Consider the following 19,885-nt stretch of genomic DNA (forward strand, 5'->3'; position numbering starts at 1 on the left):
GTTGGAGGAACGTTCATGGCCCTGTCACGCAAGCAGAAGAAAGAACTCAAGAAGTTCAAGAAGCACGCTGTGGCGGTGTGGGGTGAGCAGCGCGGCGTGATCGACCACGCCGGCAAGGTCATCGGCGGCTACCGCGACGACGCCGTCAAGATCGCGAACAAGAAGGTCGTCCCCCAGATCAAGCACGCAGTGGACTCGAACGTCCGCCCCGTGGTCTCGCAGGGTCTCTCGACCGGCTCGCACTACGCGTCGGTCGCTCAGGACCGCCTGAAGCACGACGTCTACCCGGCGTTCTCGTCGGCTCTCGGCAACCTCGATCTCGCGAACGACCCGAAGGTCGCGAAGGCCGTGAAGAACGCCAAGAAGCAGGGCAAGAAGGCCGCGGCGAAGTACGTGCCGCGCCAGCAGAAGTCGGGCCCCGGCGTCGGCGGCGTCCTGCTGATCGGCGTGGGCGTCGTCGCTCTCGGTGCCCTCGTGTTCGCGGCCGTGCAGACGCTTCGTGCCGACGACGAGCTCTGGGTCGCCGACGACGACGCCGACACCAAGGCGTAGTCCCCCACACCCCCCACGAAGGGCCCGTCTCCCCGGAGGCGGGCCCTTCGTCGTCCCTGCCCCCGACGACTGCAGCATTCGACGCTGATCCGGCCCTAGCCCCAGCACCAGCACCAGCACCAGCACAGACACTGCCTCAGGCCCAACGTTGCACGCACGTCGGCGAAGCCGACACGGGCCCGGAGGGCCCCCAGACCAGCACAAGAGAATTGCCCCTGTCCACTGACGGAGTCAGCGGACAGGGGCAAGGCAATCCAGTGGAGCCTGGGAGAATCGAACTCCCGACATCCTGCTTGCAAAGCAGGCGCTCTACCAACTGAGCTAAGGCCCCGACCCCCCGGTCACCGGGGGAACGAGCACGATCTCACCACCCTGCGCGTCAGGAGACGCGCGTGATGTGAGACCGGTACTGCGTGGGGCTAATAGGACTTGAACCTATGACCTCTTCGTTATCAGCGAAGCGCTCTAACCGCCTGAGCTATAGCCCCCGGACCGTCGTAAAGCCTACAGCACCACGACGGCGAACTCGAATCGGCGGGTTCAACCGACTCGAAATGTGGATCAGTTGTTGGTGAATCCGACGAGGAGACCGCCGGTGATGCGCACGCTCAGGTTGTAGAGGACGGCGACGATGGCCCCGAGGACCGTGCCGACGACGACGTTGAGGATGGCCACCACGATCGAGAAGAGCATGATCTGGCCGACGTTGAAGGTGTCCTGGATCGAGAAGCTCGAGTCGCCGAGGATGTCCCGCAGCAGGGCGTCGAGGTCGTCGAAGATGCCGGTCTGGTTCAGGATCGCCCAGATGAGGAAGGTGGCGACGACCGTGATGATGCCGATCGCGACCGAGATCAGGAAGGCCAGCTTCACGACCGACCAGAAGTCGATGTAGACCAGCTTGAGACGGACCTGCTTGGTGCCGGACGGTCGTTTCGCCTTCTTCTGCAGTCTCTCGGCGACACTACTCATTGTTCGTTTCCTCTCCGGCGGTTCCGGGGGCCTCGTCGTCGGTCGACTCGGCATCGACCGACGTGACGTCGGTCGTGGGGATCTCGGTGTCGGCGTCGACGGACTCGACGGACTCGACAGACACTACGGCCTCGGCCACGGCGTCCGCACTCTCGTCGACCTCGGCCGCGAGATTGCGCTCACTGTTGCGGGCCACGGCGATGATGCGATCGTCGCTCGCGAAGCGGGCGAAGACGACGCCCATCGTGTCACGGCCCTTGGCCGGCACCTCGGAGACGGCGGAGCGGACCACCTTGCCGCCGGACAGCACCACGAGCACCTCGTCGTCCTCGCCGACGATCAGGGCACCGGCGAGGTCTCCCCGCGCCTCCGCGAGCTTCGCCACCTTGATGCCGAGACCGCCACGGTTCTGGACGCGGTACTGGTCGGCGGCCGTTCGCTTGGCGTAGCCGCCCTCGGTGACGACGAAGACGTAGCCCTCTTCACCGACGACGGAGGCGCTGAGCAGCGTGTCGTCGTCACGGAAGGTCATGCCCTTCACGCCCGAGGTCGACCTGCCCATGGGGCGCAGCGACTCGTTGGTGGCCGTGAAGCGCAGCGACATGCCGTGACGCGAGACGAGCAACAGGTCGTCGTGCTCGTCGACCAGCAGAGCCGAGACGAGTTCGTCGTCGTCGCGTAGGTTGATCGCGATGATGCCGCCGGTGCGGTTCGTGTCGTACTCGGTCAGCGAGGTCTTCTTGATCAGGCCGTCGCGGGTGGCGAGCACGAGGTAGTCCGCGACCTCGTAGTCGCGGATGTCGAGCACCTGCGAGATCTGTTCGTCGGGCTGCATGGCGAGCAGGTTGGCCACGTGCTGGCCCTTGGCGTCGCGGCCGGCCTCCTGCAGCTCGTAGGTCTTGGCGCGGTAGACCCGACCCTTGTTCGTGAGGAACAGCAGCCAGTGGTGGGTGGTCGTGACGAAGAAGTGGTCCACGACGTCGTCGGCTCTCAGCTGTGCTCCGCGGACGCCCTTGCCGCCCCGGTGCTGGCTGCGGTAGTTGTCGCTGCGGGTGCGCTTGACGTAGCCACCCCGGGTGATGGTCACGACCATCTCTTCTTCGGGGATGAGGTCTTCGACGCTCATGTCGCCGTCGAAGCCGAACATGATCTCGGTGCGACGGTCGTCGCCGTACTTGTCGGTGATCTCGGCGAGCTCGTCGCTGACGATGGTGCGCTGACGCTCCGGCTTGGCCAGGATGTCCTGGTAGTCGGCGATCTCGCGCTCGAGCTTGTCGGCGTCGTCCTGGATCTTCTGACGCTCGAGGGCGGCCAGGCGACGCAGCTGCAGGTTGAGGATGGCCGAGGCCTGGACCTCGTCGACGTCGAGGAGGTCCATGAGACCCGCGCGCGCCTCCTCGACGGTCGGCGACCGGCGGATGAGCGCGATGACCTCGTCGAGGGCGTCGAGCGCCTTGAGGTAGCCGCGCAGGATGTGCGCGTCGGCTTCGGCCTTCTTCAGACGGAAACGCGTGCGGCGCTGGATGACGTCGATCTGGTGGTCGACCCACGCCGAGATGAAGCCGTCGAGCGCGAGCGTGCGGGGAACGCCGTCGACGATCGCGAGCATGTTCGCGCCGAAGTTCTCTTGCAGGCTCGTGTGCTTGTAGAGGTTGTTCAGCACGACCTTGGCGACGGCGTCGCGCTTCAGCACGATGACCAGGCGCTGACCCGTGCGACCGGAGGTCTCGTCGCGGATGTCGGCGATGCCGCCGATGCGGCCGTCCTTGACCAGCTCGGCGATCTTGATCGCGAGGTTGTCGGGGTTGACCTGGTAGGGCAGCTCGGTGACGACGAGGCAGGTACGACCCTGGATCTCCTCGACGTTGACGACGGCACGCATCGTGATCGAACCGCGGCCCGTGCGGTAGGCGTCCTGGATACCCCGGACCCCGAGGATCTGTGCCCCCGTCGGGAAGTCGGGGCCCTTGACGCGCTGCATGAGCGCCTCGAGCAGCTCTTCACGCGTCGCGGTGGGGTTCTCGAGGTACCACTGTGCGCCCGAGGCGACCTCGCGGAGGTTGTGCGGCGGGATGTTGGTCGCCATGCCGACGGCGATGCCGACCGAGCCGTTGACCAGCAGGTTGGGGAACCGGCTGGGCAGGATGGCCGGCTCGCGGGTGCGACCGTCGTAGTTGTCCTGGAAGTCGACGGTGTCCTCGTCGATGTCGCGCACCATCTCGAGCGCGAGCGGGGCCATCTTGGTCTCGGTGTACCGCGGGGCGGCGGCGCCGTCGTTGCCGGGCGAGCCGAAGTTGCCCTGGCCGAGCGCCAGCGGGTAGCGCAGGCTCCACGGCTGGACGAGACGCACCAGCGCGTCGTAGATCGCCGTGTCACCGTGGGGGTGGAACTGGCCCATGACGTCGCCGACCACGCGCGAGCACTTCGAGAACGCGCGATCGGGGCGGTAGCCACCGTCGTACATCGCGTAGATGACGCGGCGGTGCACGGGCTTGAGGCCGTCACGCACCTCGGGCAGGGCCCGGCCGACGATGACGCTCATCGCGTAGTCGAGGTACGAACGCTGCATCTCGAGCTGGAGGTCGACCTGCTCGATGCTGTCGCGCTTCGGTGCCTCGGCGAAGGTCTGGGCACCCTCGGCGTCGGTGCCCTCGGGGGTGTCTGTCGGCTCGTCGGCCATGATTCTCCGTTTGTCGTGGTCTGCCCCGTGGTGCTCGTCGGGGCGCGGGCGTGCTCCGGATCAGCCGGAGGCGCGCATCAGATGTCGAGGAAGCGGACGTCTTTCGCGTTCTGCTGGATGAAGTTGCGGCGCGACTCGACGTTCTCGCCCATCAGGGTGTCGAAGATGGTGTCCGCGGCCACGGCGTCCTCGAGCGTCACCTGCAGCAGCGTGCGGGTGTCGGGGTCCATCGTGGTCTCCCACAGCTCTTTGTAATCCATCTCGCCGAGGCCCTTGTAACGCTGGATCGCGTTCTCCTTCGGGATGCGCTTGCCGGCCGCGCGACCCGACACGAGCACCGCGTCGCGCTCGGCGTCGCTGTACACGTACTCGTGGCTGGCGTTGCTCCACTTGAGCTTGTAGAGCGGCGGCTGCGCCAGGTAGACGTAGCCGAGGTCGATCAGCGGCCGCATGTAGCGGAAGAGGAGGGTGAGCAACAGCGTCGTGATGTGCTGGCCGTCGACGTCGGCGTCGGCCATCAGGACGATCTTGTGGTACCTCGCCTTGTCGGGATCGAAGTCTTCTCCGATGTCGGCGCCGAAGGCCTTGATCATGGCCTGCACCTCGTTGTTGCCGAGGGCACGGTCGAGACGGGCCTTCTCGACGTTGAGGATCTTGCCCCGCAGCGGCAGGATCGCCTGGGTCTCGGGGTTGCGCCCCTGGACCGCCGAGCCACCGGCCGAGTCGCCCTCGACGATGAAGATCTCGCTGCGCGAGGGGTCCTTGCTCTGGCAGTCCTTGAGCTTGCCGGGCATGCCGTTCGACTCGAGCACGCCCTTGCGGCGGGTCTGCTCACGGGCCTTGCGCGCGGCCAGACGGGCCTGCGACGCGAGGATGCCCTTGCGGACGATCTCGGCGGCCTGCTTGGGGTTGCGGTCGAACCAGTCGTTCAGCTGCGACCCGGCGACCTTCTGCACGAACGACTTGGCCTCGGTGTTGCCGAGCTTGGTCTTCGTCTGGCCCTCGAACTGCGGCTCGCCGAGCTTGATCGAGATGACGGCCGTCAGGCCCTCGCGGACGTCGTCGCCCGAGAGGTTGTCGTCCTTCTCCTTGAGGAAGTTCTTCTCGCGCGCGTAACGGTTGATCAGCGTGGTCAGCGCTGCACGGAAGCCCTCTTCGTGCGTGCCGCCCTCGTGGGTGTTGATCGTGTTCGCGTAGGTGTGGACGCTCTCCTGGTACGAGGTGTTCCACTGCATCGCGACCTCGAGCGAGATCTTCTTCTCGGTGTCTTCCTGCTCGAAGGCGATGATGTCGTCGTGGACGGTCTCGACCTTCTTGGTCGTGTTCAGGTACTCGACGTAGTCGACGAGGCCCTTCTCGTAGTGGAAGACGTCGTGACGGGGCTCGGCGTCGTCCTCTTGCACGCGCTCGTCGCTGAGCTCGATGCGGAGGCCCTTGTTGAGGAACGCCATCTGCTGGAACCGGGTGCGCAGCGTCTCGTAGTCGAACTCGACGGTCTCGAAGATCTCGGAGTTGGGCCAGAACGTGATCGTCGTGCCGGTGGTGTCGTCCTCTTCGCCCTTGGCCAGCGGCGCGACGGGCACGCCGTCGGTGAAGCTCTGGCGGTAGACGTTGCCCTGACGGCGGACCTCGACGTCGAGTTCGCTCGACAGGGCGTTGACGACCGAGCTGCCGACGCCGTGCAGGCCACCCGACACGGCGTAACCGCCGCCGCCGAACTTGCCGCCGGCGTGCAGCACGGTGAGGACGACCTCGACGGTCGACCGACCCTCGACGGGGTGGACGTCCACCGGGATGCCACGACCGTTGTCGACGACGCGGACGCCGCCGTCCTCGCGCATGGTGATCTCGATGTGGTCGCAGTGGCCGGCCAGGGCCTCGTCGACCGAGTTGTCGACGATCTCGTAGACCAGGTGGTGCAGACCACGGGGCCCCGTCGAGCCGATGTACATGCCGGGACGCTTGCGCACGGCCTCGAGACCCTCGAGGACCTGGATCGCACTGGCGCCGTAGGTGTCGTCGGGCTGGGCGTCGGTGGGATCAGCTGACATGTGCGTGGGGGCTCCTGCCGGACGGGACGAAGATGTGCCGACCGGTCGCGACCGCTGTCTGGGCGGCCCTCGGACGACCTTCCCAGTCTACCGCAGGCCTGTCCGCCGCGGGGCGAAATCCGCCCTCAGACGGATTTTCCCACCGCACTTGGACGATTCACCCTCGTCAACCATAAGTATCGCGAGGGCCCCGCCCTGGAACCGATCTGGGGCCGCGTTTCCAGGTCGGGGCGTTGGGTGCCAGGAAACGCACCGACTGGATGCCCGCGTCCGGGTACCTCTTCACGATGGTCGTCGTGACCTGCGTGCGCATCAGCCGCAGTTGCGTCGCCCACGCCGTCGAGTCGCACTGGACGGTCAACGTGCCGTCGTCGATCGAGACCGGATCCGAGTGCGCGGCCAGCTCCGCCCCCACCATGTCGGGCCACGCGGTCATCAGCTCGGACTGGGCCAACGGGCTGTTCCAGCCGAGTTCGTTGGTGACGGCCGAGAGGACGTCGGCGATGCCCCGGGGCTCGCGTCCCGTGCCGAAGGGCTGGCTCGGGGAGCCCAACTTGATCGACTTGCGCTTCCGGGCGTCGCGCGACCGCGAGTTGGGGTCGCCGAACACCCGGCGGAACCGCAGATACACCCGTTGGGCCTCGCTGTCGGGCTGCGCCTCGGGCTCAGGAGGCGCGGGTGGCGTGGACGCCGGAGGCTGCGGTGCGTCGTCGACGCTCACCGCGCCTCCTCGGCGTCGGCGTCGCCGGGCCCCTCGTCGCCGGCCCCCTGGTCGCCGGCCGGCGCGGTGACGACCGCGTCGTCGCCCGTACCGTCGACGACGGGGGCGTCGTCGAGGATCGTCCCCTTGGCGATGCGGACCGTGTGGGCCTTGAGTCGTGAGGGGACGTCGCCCTCGACCGCTGCCGTGATGAGCACCTGCTCGTAGTCGGCGACGGCGTCGGCCAGACGTTCGCGACGGGATCCGTCGAGTTCGGCGAAGACGTCGTCGAGCACGATCACCGGGTCGCCCGTCGGCGAGTCGACCCGCACCACGGCGGCCGAGGCCAGCTTCAGCGCGAGGGCGAACGACCAGGACTCGCCGTGGCTGGCGTAACCGCGCGCGGGGAGTCCGTTGAGCGAGAGGAAGAGGTCGTCGCGGTGCGGCCCGACGAGCGTCAGTCCCCGCTCGAGCTCGGTCGGTCGGACACGGGCCAGTGCCTGACGGAAGACGTCGGGCACCTGGTCGGCGGGGATGGACTCGGTCGGCCCCTCGGCCGCGGTCGTCTCGTCGTCGGGTGTCGCGCCCCGGATGCTCAGCACCGTCGAGAGATGTGCGGCGTGGTCCGCTCCCGCCACCGCGGCGTAGGCACGAGCCACCTCAGGGGCCAGGTCGGCCGCGAGCCGGTCACGCGCGACGACGAGTTCGCTGCCGAGGGCCACGAGACGTTCGTCCCAGATGTCGAGCGTGCCGAGCTGGCCGGCCTTCACCCCGGAGGCGCGGGCCGACTTCAGGAGCGTGTTGCGTTGTCTGAGCACCCGGTCGTAGTCGGTCTGCACGCCGGCGAACCGGGGCGACCGAGCCACCAGGAGTTCGTCGAGGAAACGACGACGACCGGACGGCTCGCCGCGGACGAGCGCGAGGTCCTCGGGAGCGAAGAGGACGCTCGTGAAGTAGCGCGGAAGCTCGCGAGGCTTGATGGCCCCCCGGTTGACCTGCGCCCGGTTCGGCGACGACCGGTTGATCTGTACCTCGGCCAGCAGTTCGCGCTCGTCGGCGAGTAGTCGCGCCCGCACGACGGCCGAATCGCGTCCCTGGCGGATGAGAGCCGAATCCGACGACACCCGGTGGGATCCGAGACTCGACAGGTAGCCGAGGGACTCGACCAGGTTGGTCTTCCCCTGGCCGTTGCTGCCGACGAAGAGGTTCGGCCCGCGCGCGAGGCTGACTTCGGCAGACGTGTAGTTGCGGAAGTCCGTCAGGCTGAGATGCAGTACTCGCACGCGGGCCGGTGGAGGCGCTAGGCCTTCTTGACGGCGTGGCCGCCGAACTGGTTGCGCAGTGCGGCGACGGCCTTCATGGTCGGCGAACCCTCGCCCTGACGCGAGACGAAGCGCGCGAAGATCGACGCGCTGATCGTCGGCATCGGCACGGCGTGGTTGATGGCTTCTTCGAGGGTCCAGCGGCCCTCGCCGCTGTCCTCGACGTAACCCGAGATCTCGGCGAGCTTGGGGTCGGCCTCGAGGGCGAGGACCATGAGCTCGAGCAGCCAGGAACGTACGACGGTGCCGCGCTGCCAGGCCTTGAAGGTGCCGGTGACGTCCTTGATGAGGTCGCTTCGGGCCTCGAGCAGCTCGTAGCCCTCGCCGTAGGCCTGCATGATCGCGTACTCGATGCCGTTGTGGACCATCTTGGCGTAGTGACCCGCGCCGGTGTCGCCCGCGTGGACGAAGCCCTCCTCGCGAGGACCCTCGGGGCGCAGGGCGTCGAAGATCGGCTGCGCCAGGGCGACGTTCTCGGCGGAACCACCGACCATGAGGCCGTAGCCGTTGTCCTTGCCCCAGACGCCGCCCGAGACGCCGGCGTCGACGTACTTGATGCCCTTGCCGCCGAGGAGCTTCTCGTTGGCGAAGTCGCTGGTGAACTTCGAGTTGCCGCCGTCGATGACCAGGTCGCCTTCGGAGAGTTCGTTCGAGAGCTCTTCGATGACGCCGGCGGTGATGTCGCCCGCGGGAACCATGACCCAGACGATGCGGGGGGCGGGGAGCGTGGTGGCGAGCTCGGCGAGGCTGGCGACGTCGGAGACGGCGGGGTTCGCGTCGTAACCGGTCACCTCGATGCCGCTGTCGCGCAGGCGAGCGCGCATGTTGTTGCCCATTTTGCCGAGACCGACGAGGCCGATGTGCATGAGGTTCCTTTGTTCGTGGCGGTGGGGCCCGGAGGCGGCACCGTTGCTGGCAGAGCGCTCTTAGCGCAGGAGGAGGTTGGGCTGCAGCAGGTACTTGTAGCTGTCAGCACCGGCCTGGTCTTTCGAGGACTGACTGGTGATCAGCACGGGACCGGGCTTGTTCGGGTTCTCCGTCTTGGTGAAGGAGATGCGGACGAACTCGGAATGAACTGCTCCGAGACCGTCGAGGAGGAACTGCGGTTTCAACGAGACCACCGTGTCCTCTCCCGTCAACAACGCATCGATCGACTCTGACGCCTGCGCTTGTTCGCTTCCGATGGCCTCGAGGGTGAGGCCGTCGATCGTGAACGTGAACCTGAGGGCCGCCTCGCGCTCGAGGACGAGCGAGACGCGGCGGACCGACTCGACGAGCTCGGCCGTGTTGATCACGGCGTAGTTCTCGACGGTGTCGGGGAAGAGACGCTTCACCGGAGGGAAGTTCCCCTTGATGAGCAACGAGGTGACGGTCTTGTTGTCCGCCTGGAACGCGATGAGCTCGCGCTCGTCGGATCCGGTGATCGAGACCGAGACGGTGCCGGCGTTGCCGAAGGTCTTGCCGACCTCTTGCAGCGTGCGTGCCGGGACGAGTGCCGTCGTCGTGGTCGTGCTCGCCACGGTGCCGGGATCGAATTCGATGCCTCGGACGGCGACGCGGTAACGATCGGTGGCGACGAGCGAGAGGGCGTTCTCGGTGACCTCGAGCTGGACGCCGGTGATGACCGGGGTGACGTCGTCGCGGGATGCCGCCACCGCGACCTGGGAGACGGCGAGGGCGAAGGAGTCGCCGGGCACGACGCCCGAACGGTCGCCGACTGTCGGCAGGGTCGGGTACTCCTCGACCGGCATGCTCAGCAGGGAGAAGTTCGCGGATCCGCAGCTGACCGAGATGCGGTTCTCCTCGGTGGAGAAGGTGACCGGCGCGTTCGGCAGACGGCTGGCGATGTCGGCGAGCAGTCGGCCGGAGACCAGGATCGTGCCCGGTTCGTCGATCTCGGCGGGGATGCTCGTCTGGGCCGAGACCTCGTAGTCGAAGGACGACAGGGTGAGCCCGTCGGCGTCGGCCTCGATCAGGACACCGCTGAGGATCGGCAAGGTGGTGCGCTGGGGCAGCAGCTTGACGGCGAAGGAGACCGCATCGCTGAAGACGTCACGGTTGACCTGGAACTTCACGCGGGGACCCCTATCGACTTCGCTCTCGTGGATGGCCGGTTAATAGTGGCACAGCATCGGGGTCCGCCCTTCCGGGAGGCGAAAGCCGAAGCTCCGGGCCCGGATCGATCCACAAGGTTGTCTCTCCATCAATTTCTTGTAACCAGGATTAACAGTCTTAACCGTTGTGCACAGTGTGGATAACCTGTTTAAAACCCCGGGGCTCGGCGGAACTACACGCGTGTGACTTGTGGACGGCGTGTGGAACCGAATGACAAGAATGCTCGGGGTCTGCCGGTCGCTCCGAGTGGGATCCCACAGGTCCCCCGGATCCGTGAACAAGGTCGACACGGTTATCCACGAGTTTCCACAAGTTATCCACACTGTGTGGAACGTGACTCCCCAGGGCCCCCTCAGACCCGTCGAGCGCCCCCTGGAACGACGAACGGGCGCCGACACGTGGTCGGCGCCCGGACGGGACGGTCGTGGAGGACGGGCCGGCCTGGCCCGCCGTCCCGTCACTTGTAACGGGTGTCCTGCTTGATGCGACTGGTGAGTTCGGTCACCTGGTTGTAGATCGACCGGCGTTCCTTCATCAGTTCGCTGATCTTCTTGTTGGCGTACATGACCGTCGTGTGGTCGCGGTTGCCGAACAGCTGTCCGATCTTCGGCAGTGACAGGCTCGTGAGTTCGCGGCACAGGTACATGGCGATCTGGCGGGCCGTGGCGATGGCCTGTGAGCGGGACGATCCGTAGAGGTCGTCGACCGTCAGCTTGAAGTAGTCCGCGGTGTGGTTGATGATGTCGACCGGCGCGATGATGTTGTCCTCGTCGAGCGTGATCAGGTCCTTGAGGACGGTCTGGACGAGGGCCAGGTCGACGGCGGTGCGGTTCAGGCTGGCGAAGGCCGTGACCCTGATGAGGGTGCCCTCGAGCTCACGGATGTTGCTCGACACCTTGGTCGCGATGAACTCGAGGACCTCGTCGCGGATCTGCAGCTTCTCGCTCTGGGCCTTCTTGCGCAGGATGGCGATGCGGGTCTCGAGGTCGGGAGCCTGGACGTCGGTGATCAGGCCCCACTCGAAGCGCGAACGCATGCGGTCCTCGAAGCCGGTGAGGTGCTTCGGCGGCAGGTCGCTGGTGATCACCAGCTGCTTGTCGTGATCGTGCAGGGTGTTGAAGGTGTGGAAGAACGCTTCTTGGGTGCTGTCCTTGCCCTGCAGGAACTGGATGTCGTCGATCAGCAGGATGTCGATCTCTCGGTACCTCTGCTGGAAGAGGCTCGACCGGTTGTTGGCGATCGAGTTGATGAAGTCGTTCGTGAACTCCTCGCTGCTGACGTACCTGACCCGGATCCCCGGGTACATGGTCTCGGCGTAGTGGCCGATGGCGTGCAGCAGGTGGGTCTTGCCCAGCCCCGACTCCCCGTAGACGAAGAGCGGGTTGTAGGCCTTGGCCGGAGCCTCGGCGACGGCGACGGCCGCGGCGTGGGCGAATCGGTTCGACGCACCGATGACGAAGTTGTCGAAGCTGTACTTCGGGTTCAGGCGGGAGTCGTTGCGTTTCCCGCTCGCGCTCGTCTCGACGGGCGCCGGCACGAAGGGCGCCTCGATGTAGTGGACCGGCTCCGACTGCTCGACCTGCTGCGTGAGGGTGTCCGGGGTGATGTCGGGGTTGACGGTGATGGCGAAGCTCGAGACGGAGGCGTCGCCCAACCCGGCGATGGACTCGAGCAGGGGCTCACGGATCCGTTGTTCGAGCATGCCGCGGGTCAGGTCGTTGGGCACCTCGAGGTAGAGGGTGCCGCCCAGCACGCCCTTGGGCTCCACGAGGCTGATGAAGCCGTGCAGCTGCGGCGTGATGCGGTCGTCGGTCGTCAGCGTCGCGAGGACGGAACGCCACAGGTCCTGGACCGGGTCGACGGTGTGCGCCACTGGAGTCTCTTTCTCGCGGTTCGGCAGCGGACGGATCCGGCCGCCTCCGCGTGCGGGTCGCGTTCACCCGACGGTGTTCGAAGGGTACGAGTGCGGGACGAGTTATGCACAGCTTTCTCCACCGATCGGTTGGCGCCGTTCGGGCCGGGATCGCTGCGTGTTCCCCGTCGTCACGCGGAAGTACCGCGAGAAGTACCCACCTTAGTTCGACGGGGTGTGGAGTCCGCAATCAGAGTTTTCAACACTGTGGACAAACCTCCTGGGAAGCGGCCGTTTGACCCGGGCTCCGATCACGCGTACTTTTAATCAGTTGATTTCAGCCGCGTTGGCTGTACAAGACTTCTCGGATCGTGGCAACAGGCCTGGTCCGCTTTCCTGGAGGACCACCATGAGCAAGAGAACGTTCCAGCCGAACAACCGTCGTCGGGCCAAGAAGCACGGTTTCCGTGCTCGCATGCGTACGCGTGCCGGCCGCGCGATCCTCGCCGCCCGTCGTGGCAAGGGCCGCACCGAGCTCTCGGCGTAGCCACTTCCGTGTTGGCCCGGGCCAACCGGATCGTCCGCGCAGACGACTACCGAACCACCGTGCGCCGTGGCCGCAAGTCGGGCACGGCGCATTCGGTCGTGTACGTGCGGCGTCGTGACGACGAGCTGGTCCGGTTCGGTTTCATCGTGGCGAAGACCGTGGGCAACGCGGTCGTCCGCAACACGGTCCGGCGCCGGCTCAAGGGGGTGTGCCACGAACTCCTGCCGACGATCCCCGGCGGGCTCGACGTCGTGATCAGAGCCTTGCCAGGCAGCCCCGACGTTGCGTGGTCTACCCTGCTGTCGGACATCTCCGAGGTGGTCGACAGGGGCGTGAGAGCGTGACAAGAGCGGTGCAGTTCGTCGCGTTGCTTCCCCGCAACGCGTGCGTCCTCATCCTCCGCGTCTACCGCGCCGTCGTCTCCCCGCTCTACGGCGACGTCTGTCGCTACTACCCGTCGTGTTCCCGGTACGCCCTCGAGGCCATCCAGCTGCACGGCGTCGTGCGGGGCGTGGCCATGGGCAGCTGGCGCATCGCCCGGTGTCACCCTTGGGCAGCCGGAGGCGTCGACGACGTCCCGGAGCCCCGTACACAGAAGTACCGCGTCACGAAGTCCGGCTTCGTGACACCGCGATCCGGCACCACCGCCCCCGACCTCCTCGGGACGGGCCGCATCGCCGCACAGAGCCACGGAAAGGGCTGACCCGAACACCATGGACTTCATCGGCACCATCCTCTGGCCCCTGAGATGGGTCGTCGAGGCGATCCTCGTCGGCTTCCACAACGTCCTCACGGCGTTCGGCATGGACACCGCGGCCGGCAGCACGTGGGTGCTCTCGATCGTCGGCCTGGTCCTCGTGGTCCGGGCGTGCCTCATCCCGATCTTCGTCCGCCAGATCAAGAGCCAGCGACGCATGATGGAGATCGCGCCCCGGCTCAAGAAGATCCAGGACAAGTACAAGGGCAAGCGCGACCAGTTCAGCCGCGAGGCCATGTCGCGCGAGACCATGGCGCTCTACAAGGACACGGGGACGAACCCGCTCAGCTCGTGCCTGCCCCTGCTGATCCAGATGCCGATCTTCTTCAGCCTCTACACCGTGCTGCACAACGCGCAGCAAGAGAAGGTGGGCATCGGCCTGCTGAACGCGACGCTCTCGAACTCGTTCGGTGAGTCGGCTCTCTTCGGCGCCCCCCTGAAAGAGACCTTCCTGGGTGCCACCACATGGGAGGTCCGCCTGATGGCCGGAGCGATGGTGGTCATCATGACCGCCTCGCAGTTCATCACGCAGCTGCAGATCGTCTCGAAGAACATGTCGCCCGAGACCAAGGCGAGCCCCATGTTCAAGCAGCAGCGCATGCTCTTGTACTTCCTCCCCCTCGTGTTCGTCTTCTCGGGCCTCTCGTTCCCCCTCGGCGTCATGTTCTACTGGCTCACCTCGAACGTCTGGACCATGGCCCAGCAGTTCCTGGTCATCCGCAACATGCCCACCCCCGGCAGCGAAGCGGCCCTGGCGCGCGAAGAGCGCCTCGCGCGCAAGCAGCAGCGCAAGGGACTCCCGAGCATCACCGTGACCGAGATCGAGTCGGCGCCTGCGGTGCCGAAGACGACCCAGCGGACCCAGCCCGTCGGCAAGAACCGCTCCAAGAAGCAGAACGGCCCCAAGAAATGACCTCTGACGACTCCACGACCGACATCGTCGAGCCCGCCGCCGAGAACGACGACGCCGTCGTCTCGAACGAAACCGGGGAGGCGCAGGTCGCCTCGGACGACGCCGCCGACGTCCTCGACGAGGGCGACATCGCCGCCGACTACATTGAAGAGCTGCTCGACATCTGCGACTTCGACGGCGACATCGACATCGAGGTCCGTGGTGGTCGTTCGTACATCTCGGTCGACTCGAGTGGTGAGCAGAAGCTGCGCGTCCTGTCGAAGCCCGACACCGTCAACGCCCTCCAAGAGCTGACCCGCATCGCGGTGCAGACCAAGACGGGTGAGTTCTCCCGCCTCATCCTCGACATCGGGGGATCCCGCGCCACTCGCGAGACGGAACTCGGCCGCCTGGTCGACCACGCGGTCTCGAAGCTCGAGGACGGTGCCACCTCGGCGGCCCTGCCCCCCATGTCCTCCTACGAGCGCAAACTCGTGCACGACATCGTCGCGGCGCGGGGATTCACCTCGGAGTCCGAGGGCGAAGGCCGCGACCGTCACACCGTCATCACGCGTCCCTGAGCCGGACGACATGACCGACACGTCGACCCTCGAGGTCGAGCCCGCCGTCGCGGCGACGATCTTCGGCGACCGACTCGACGTCGTTCGCCGCTATGCGGCCGACCTGGCCCAGTACGGCGAGGAACTCGGCCTGATCGGACCGCTCGAGCTGCCGCGTCTCTGGACCCGCCACGTCGTCAACTGTGGCTTGTTGGCACCTCTGCTGGTCGCGGGTCGCGTCGGGGACATCGGGTCGGGAGCCGGCCTGCCGGGACTCGTGCTCGCTGCTGCTCGTCCGGACGCCACGCTCGTCCTGATCGAGCCGATGGAACGGCGCGTCGACTGGCTGACGGCTGAAGCCGATCGAATGGGGCTCGACAACGTCGAGGTCGTCCGTGCCCGTGCCGAGGACGTACAGCTGGAGGGTTGGCTCGACCAGGCGACCGCTCGAGCCGTGTCGGCCCTCTCCAAGCTGATCCCGCTGACGGCGCCTCTGGTGAAGACCGGGGGGCAGCTGCTGTTGATGAAGGGCGCTCGGGTCGACGACGAGATCGCCGCCGCCCGCAAGGTGATCGCCCGCCATCACCTCATCGACGTCGAGGCTCGTGAACTGGGCGTGGGGCTCGTCGACGAGACGACCCGGGTGTTCATCGCCACCTTGGACTGACTGGTCCGCGTTAGTGACGGTAATGTGGCTTTGATCAGGTCATGTTCGACTACTCGGGGTTTGCGCTCCGTGTCGACCGAAGTGGTTCGGCAGGCACGCGGACCTCGGGTCCCCGTCTTTGTCGGGGCCTGCCGATAGACTCGGTCTCCGATCCCCGATGATCACCGTGCCGTCTCGCAGCGGCGTGATCACACCTCCGGGTAGGTCGTTTCACGTGAAACATGGCGATACGGAGACCCTCAGTGAGTTCCTCGGCTGACGACGACAGAAGCACTCCCCTGGCTCGAGAGCTTGCCGACCTGAACCGTCGTAAGAAGGCCCTGTCTCGCGAACCGCTCCCGTCGCCCGCCTCGACTCGAGTGATCACCGTCTCGAACCAGAAAGGCGGTGTCGGCAAGACCACGACCACCGTCAATCTCTCCGCCGCCCTTGCGCGGAGTGGGGCCAAGGTTCTGGTCATCGATCTCGATCCCCAGGGCAACGCCTCCACGGCCCTCGGTGTGGAACACCGGGCAGAGACCCCGAGTGTCTACGACGTCGTGGTGAACGACGGCGAGGTAGCGGACGTCGTCCAGAAGAGCCCGGAGTTCGACACGCTTTTCTGCATCCCCGCGACCATCCATCTCGCCGGCGCCGAGATCGAACTCGTCTCACTCGTCGCTCGCGAGCAACGACTGAGCAGGGCGTTGTCCGAGTACCTCAGCAAGACCGAGAACGCCGGCGATCGTTACGACTACGTCTTCATCGATTGCCCTCCGTCGCTCGGGTTGCTCACGATCAACGCGTTCGTCGCAGCCAGTGAAGTACTCATCCCCATCCAGTGCGAGTACTACGCACTCGAGGGGTTGAGCCAGCTGCTGCGCAACATCCAGTTGATCGAGAAGCACCTGAACCCCAAGCTCAAGGTGTCGAGCATCCTGCTGACGATGTACGACGGCCGGACGAACCTTGCTCAGCAGGTCGTCGCCGACGTTCGCGAGCATTTCCCAGATGAGGCACTGAACACTCTCATACCCCGGTCCGTCAGGATCAGTGAGGCCCCCGGTTACGGGCAGACCGTCATCAGCTACGACACCAACTCCCCCGGGTCGATCTCGTACCTCGAGGCGGCCGCCGAACTAGCACGTCGAGGAGCACCCCAGTAATGGCAACCAAGCGAACCGGTCTCGGGCGCGGCATCGGCGCCCTCATCCCCGTCTCCGACGAGAGCCAGGACCGCCCGGTCGACGTCTTCTTCCCGACGGCACAGCAGACGGCCGACGAACTCATCGCCGTGCCGGGCGCTCGTCTCGCCAACCTGAATCCGCTGGACATCACTCCGAACGCGCAGCAGCCTCGGGCCGAGTTCCGCGCGGAAGAGCTCGCTGAGTTGGTGACCTCGATCCGAGAGGTGGGCGTCCTGCAGCCCATCGTCGTCCGCCCGATCAAGAACGGCGGCAAGGGAGCAGCACAGTACGAGCTGGTGATGGGCGAGCGGCGCCTGCGAGCGACCAAAGAGCTGGGGCTCGCAACGATCCCCGCCATCGTCAAAGACACCGCCGACGACGCGATGCTGCGTGATGCCTTGCTGGAGAACCTGCACCGCGCCGAGCTCAACCCCCTCGAAGAAGCCTCCGCTTATCAGCAACTTCTTGCCGACTTCGGCATAACCCAGGATGAACTGGCGACCCGCATCGGTCGGAGCCGCCCCCAGATCACGAACACCCTGCGGCTGCTGAGGTTGCCGGCAGCCGTCCAGCGGCGAGTCGCCTCCGGCGTCCTCACCGCAGGCCACGCGCGGGCGATCCTGAGCACGGGTGACCCGGTCCTCATGGCTCGTCTCGCGGATCGCATCGTCAACGAGGACCTCAGTGTGCGAGCTGCTGAGGCCATCGCTGTAGGTGGCAGCGCGAAGCCGAAGTCGACGCGCACGGCCACCCCCGGCAAACATCAGGCTCATCTGGACGAGGTGGCCGAGACCCTCGGTGACCGGTTCGAGACGCGGGTCAAGGTGTCCTTGGGCGCTCGGAAGGGGTCGATCACCATCGATTTCGCGTCCATGCAGGACCTGAATCGCATCCTCGGCCAGTTGGGACACGACCAGGAGTCGTGACTAGTCGCCCACAGCGTTGACCGGCATCGGTTTCACGTGAAACATCGACCGCCCCTGCGTTTGCCGGTAGAGGCGGTTCTTGTTGATGGGACAAGATCGTCATGTGAGGGTGCTGTGGTGGGACGTTTCACGTGAAACAGTGCTGCCTGTCTTCCCGCAATAGGCCTCTCCCGCGCGGGGATCTGACAGTGGCTTCCTCCAGAGGGTGTTCGTGAGCGTCCTTTTGGCGGTAAGAGCAGGCAAAGTTCCTGTTGGAGTGGCACGGTGCTGATTTCGGCCGTGATCCGGTGTCTTCGAAGCGGCACCGTAGGCTTGGGGTGCAGGTGCAGGTGCAGGTGCAGGTGCAGGTGCAGGTGCAGGTGCAGGTGCAGGCGTTTCATGAGCGCAGGTGCAGGGCGGAGGGTGCGGTCGCCGGCGCGAACTGCACGCGCACGCGCACGCGCACGGCAGGTGCAGTGCTGAGGGCGCCGTCGCAGGCGGGAACTGCACGCGCACGCGCACGCGCACTCGCAGATGCAGTGCGAGGGCAGGGGTACGCCGCGGTGCGGGCGCAGGTGGTTGCATGACTGCCTGTGGGGGCGAGGGGACTGACGCGGGGGCAAGCGAAGGTTCTCATGCTCGCACAGAGGCAGGTTCAGGCCCTGTAGAGATAGAGGCACCGTGTCGACGCGGGGCCAGACCCACCTCCAGGGCAGCTCAGGCATAGGTACGTGCACTGGCAGCTGCACTTCCTGGGCATGTGGTGACGCAAAGTGGACTCTGGAACCTGGGCTAGAGGGGGCGACGATGCTAGATCTTCCTCGAGCGGTTCGACATGGAGGCCCGGATGCATGGCTCTGTGCCTGTATGACGGCGCTCTTGGCGGCGGTCGCACTTCGTCTGCGGCAACGTTCCAACTCGGGCCTGATGAACACCGACGTATTCGTCAGACTCGACGTTTGATGGTTCGTCGTGGTTTCTAGGGAGCCGTCGAGGTTCGATAAAACATACAGTTCACGGGCTACTTCTGTGTCCAGACCACGGGCAGACGACAACGAAGGTGCAGGGATCGTCGATGATCCTGGGTGCGTCCACTCATTGCACCTGTATGCCCAGAAGATCGACCATGGGCTTGCAGTACCCCGCCGACCGCCCGACGTTTCACGTGAAACGTCGACCACGTGTCGTCAGCGGAGGTGGTCGGTGACGGCCTTCTCAGCCAGGGCGGCGTAGAACATGCCCAGTTCGTACCCGGCGGACTCCAGGGCCATCGGGACGAGCGATGTCTCGGTCAGTCCGGGCAGGACGTTGACCTCGAGGAACCACGGGGTCCCTGCGGCATCCACGATCAGGTCCACCCTCGACAAGTGGCGCAGCCCGAGGGCCTCGTGGACGGCCACGGCAGCCCGCGCCGCCGACTCCGACGCGACGGCGTCGAGCCGTGCGGGCGTGAAGAACGTCGTCTCCCCCGCGTTGTAGCGCGCCTCGAAGCCGTAGAACCCCTGGCGAGGAACGATCTCCACGGCAGGCAGGGCGAGGGGTCCGTCACCGGTGTCGATGACCCCGACGGCGATCTCGGTGCCCGTGATCTTCTGTTCGACGATGACGTCGTCGCAGTACGTGTACGCGTCGACCATGGCCCTGGGCAGAGCCCCGATGTCGTCGACGACCGTGACGCCCTGGGCCGAGCCACCCCGTGCGGGCTTCACGACGACGGGCACCGGGTGTTCGTCGGCGATCGCCTCCAACACACCGACGGCGCCGAGCTCGCGGAAGGCGTCGTGAGACAGAGTGATGCCGCGCGGTGTGGACACACCGGCGCGACGTGCGAGCTCCTTCGCGGTCGGCTTGTCCCAGGCCAGTCGCGCGGCCGCCGCCGTGCTGCCGACGAACGGCACGTCGAGCGCCTCGAGCAGTCCGCGGAGGGCGCCGTCCTCACCACTCGCTCCGTGCAGGGCCGGCCACACGACGTCGGGACGTGACGCGGTGAGGTGTCCGAGCAACGAGGCGTCCGGATCGCGGAGTTCGACCTCGATGCCGTGGGTGACGAGGCTGTCGACCACGCGCCTCCCCGATCGGAGGGAGACGTCACGTTCGTGCGAGATGCCGCCGGCGAGGACGGTGACGGTACGCAGTTCGCTCGATGCCAT

The 19,885-nt window shown here is 66.3% G+C and carries 18 protein-coding genes and 2 tRNA genes; 9 read left to right on the forward strand and 11 right to left on the reverse strand.

The annotated features are described in order from the left end of the window. The first annotated feature begins 15 nt into the window (after nucleotides 1–15). Nucleotides 16–552 carry a hypothetical protein gene (locus tag QRN23_RS01040; protein WP_173154043.1) on the forward strand — a complete coding sequence of 179 codons (537 nt, stop codon included), beginning with the start codon at nucleotides 16–18 and terminating at the stop codon, nucleotides 550–552. A gap of 258 nt (nucleotides 553–810) precedes the next feature. On the opposite strand, the gene QRN23_RS01045 is transcribed toward QRN23_RS01040, so the two are convergent. The 10 genes from QRN23_RS01045 to dnaA all read right to left on the reverse strand — a co-directional run bounded on the left by QRN23_RS01045 (nucleotide 811) and on the right by dnaA (nucleotide 12,262). Further along, nucleotides 811–883: transfer RNA gene (locus QRN23_RS01045), tRNA-Ala, on the reverse strand. Between the two features lie 83 nt (nucleotides 884–966). After that, nucleotides 967–1,040 (reverse strand) — tRNA-Ile (locus tag QRN23_RS01050). Between the two features lie 73 nt (nucleotides 1,041–1,113). Next, nucleotides 1,114–1,521: a DUF3566 domain-containing protein gene (locus tag QRN23_RS01055; RefSeq protein WP_043595295.1), complete on the reverse strand. Its 408-nt coding sequence runs from the start codon at nucleotides 1,519–1,521 to the stop codon at nucleotides 1,114–1,116. Then, on the reverse strand, nucleotides 1,514–4,201 hold the full coding sequence (gene gyrA / locus QRN23_RS01060) for a DNA gyrase subunit A (protein ID WP_056044217.1): 2,688 nt from the start codon (nucleotides 4,199–4,201) through the stop codon (nucleotides 1,514–1,516). The genes QRN23_RS01055 and gyrA overlap by 8 nt, the downstream gene beginning before the upstream one ends. 77 nt (nucleotides 4,202–4,278) lie before the next feature. Then, nucleotides 4,279–6,252, reverse strand: coding sequence for a DNA topoisomerase (ATP-hydrolyzing) subunit B (gene gyrB / locus QRN23_RS01065; protein ID WP_056044219.1), 1,974 nt, complete (start codon nucleotides 6,250–6,252; stop codon nucleotides 4,279–4,281). Nucleotides 6,253–6,418: 166 nt separating this feature from the next. After that, nucleotides 6,419–6,973 (reverse strand): DciA family protein, encoded by a 555-nt coding sequence (locus QRN23_RS01070; protein WP_082460102.1) that lies wholly within the window; start codon nucleotides 6,971–6,973, stop codon nucleotides 6,419–6,421. Continuing rightward, a complete protein-coding gene (gene recF / locus QRN23_RS01075; protein ID WP_285062103.1) occupies nucleotides 6,970–8,235 on the reverse strand; it encodes a DNA replication/repair protein RecF in 1,266 nt (421 codons plus the stop codon). Before recF ends, QRN23_RS01070 begins: the two co-directional genes overlap by 4 nt. A gap of 17 nt (nucleotides 8,236–8,252) precedes the next feature. Then, on the reverse strand, nucleotides 8,253–9,140 hold the full coding sequence (gene gnd / locus QRN23_RS01080) for a phosphogluconate dehydrogenase (NAD(+)-dependent, decarboxylating) (protein WP_056044222.1): 888 nt from the start codon (nucleotides 9,138–9,140) through the stop codon (nucleotides 8,253–8,255). Between the two features lie 60 nt (nucleotides 9,141–9,200). After that, complete coding sequence (gene dnaN / locus QRN23_RS01085; RefSeq protein WP_056044224.1) at nucleotides 9,201–10,349, reverse strand: DNA polymerase III subunit beta; 1,149 nt, start codon at nucleotides 10,347–10,349, stop codon at nucleotides 9,201–9,203. Between the two features lie 497 nt (nucleotides 10,350–10,846). Next, a complete protein-coding gene (gene dnaA / locus QRN23_RS01090; protein ID WP_159828377.1) occupies nucleotides 10,847–12,262 on the reverse strand; it encodes a chromosomal replication initiator protein DnaA in 1,416 nt (471 codons plus the stop codon). A 388-nt stretch (nucleotides 12,263–12,650) separates the two neighbouring features. Here dnaA and rpmH point away from each other — a divergent pair, with 388 nt between their 5' ends. From rpmH to QRN23_RS01130, 8 genes are all read left to right on the forward strand, one after another. Beyond that, entirely contained in the window at nucleotides 12,651–12,788 is a 138-nt protein-coding gene (gene rpmH, locus QRN23_RS01095; RefSeq protein ID WP_043595303.1) for a 50S ribosomal protein L34, read from the forward strand. Nucleotides 12,789–12,796: 8 nt separating this feature from the next. Next, nucleotides 12,797–13,132, forward strand: coding sequence for a ribonuclease P protein component (gene rnpA, locus QRN23_RS01100; RefSeq protein WP_056044228.1), 336 nt, complete (start codon nucleotides 12,797–12,799; stop codon nucleotides 13,130–13,132). Beyond that, nucleotides 13,129–13,491, forward strand: coding sequence for a membrane protein insertion efficiency factor YidD (yidD, locus tag QRN23_RS01105; RefSeq protein WP_082460104.1), 363 nt, complete (start codon nucleotides 13,129–13,131; stop codon nucleotides 13,489–13,491). The genes rnpA and yidD overlap by 4 nt, the downstream gene beginning before the upstream one ends. 10 nt (nucleotides 13,492–13,501) lie before the next feature. Further along, entirely contained in the window at nucleotides 13,502–14,458 is a 957-nt protein-coding gene (gene yidC, locus QRN23_RS01110) for a membrane protein insertase YidC (protein ID WP_285062114.1), read from the forward strand. Beyond that, the gene (locus QRN23_RS01115) at nucleotides 14,455–15,018 is read left to right on the forward strand and encodes a Jag family protein (protein ID WP_285062115.1); all 564 of its coding nucleotides are present in this window, start codon (nucleotides 14,455–14,457) and stop codon (nucleotides 15,016–15,018) included. The genes yidC and QRN23_RS01115 overlap by 4 nt, the downstream gene beginning before the upstream one ends. Nucleotides 15,019–15,028: 10 nt before the next feature. Next, nucleotides 15,029–15,664 carry a 16S rRNA (guanine(527)-N(7))-methyltransferase RsmG gene (gene rsmG, locus QRN23_RS01120; RefSeq protein ID WP_285062116.1) on the forward strand — a complete coding sequence of 212 codons (636 nt, stop codon included), beginning with the start codon at nucleotides 15,029–15,031 and terminating at the stop codon, nucleotides 15,662–15,664. Between the two features lie 221 nt (nucleotides 15,665–15,885). Continuing rightward, complete coding sequence (locus QRN23_RS01125) at nucleotides 15,886–16,809, forward strand: ParA family protein (protein ID WP_056044235.1); 924 nt, start codon at nucleotides 15,886–15,888, stop codon at nucleotides 16,807–16,809. Then, complete coding sequence (locus tag QRN23_RS01130; protein ID WP_285062117.1) at nucleotides 16,809–17,756, forward strand: ParB/RepB/Spo0J family partition protein; 948 nt, start codon at nucleotides 16,809–16,811, stop codon at nucleotides 17,754–17,756. The genes QRN23_RS01125 and QRN23_RS01130 overlap by 1 nt, the downstream gene beginning before the upstream one ends. A gap of 1,166 nt (nucleotides 17,757–18,922) precedes the next feature. Here QRN23_RS01130 and QRN23_RS01135 read toward each other — a convergent pair. Then, nucleotides 18,923–19,885 carry a D-alanine--D-alanine ligase family protein gene (locus tag QRN23_RS01135; RefSeq protein WP_277958886.1) on the reverse strand — a complete coding sequence of 321 codons (963 nt, stop codon included), beginning with the start codon at nucleotides 19,883–19,885 and terminating at the stop codon, nucleotides 18,923–18,925.

This window comes from Frigoribacterium sp. ME-P-080, from assembly GCF_030209595.1.
In the GTDB taxonomy this organism is placed as follows: Bacteria; Actinomycetota; Actinomycetes; order Actinomycetales; family Microbacteriaceae; genus Frigoribacterium.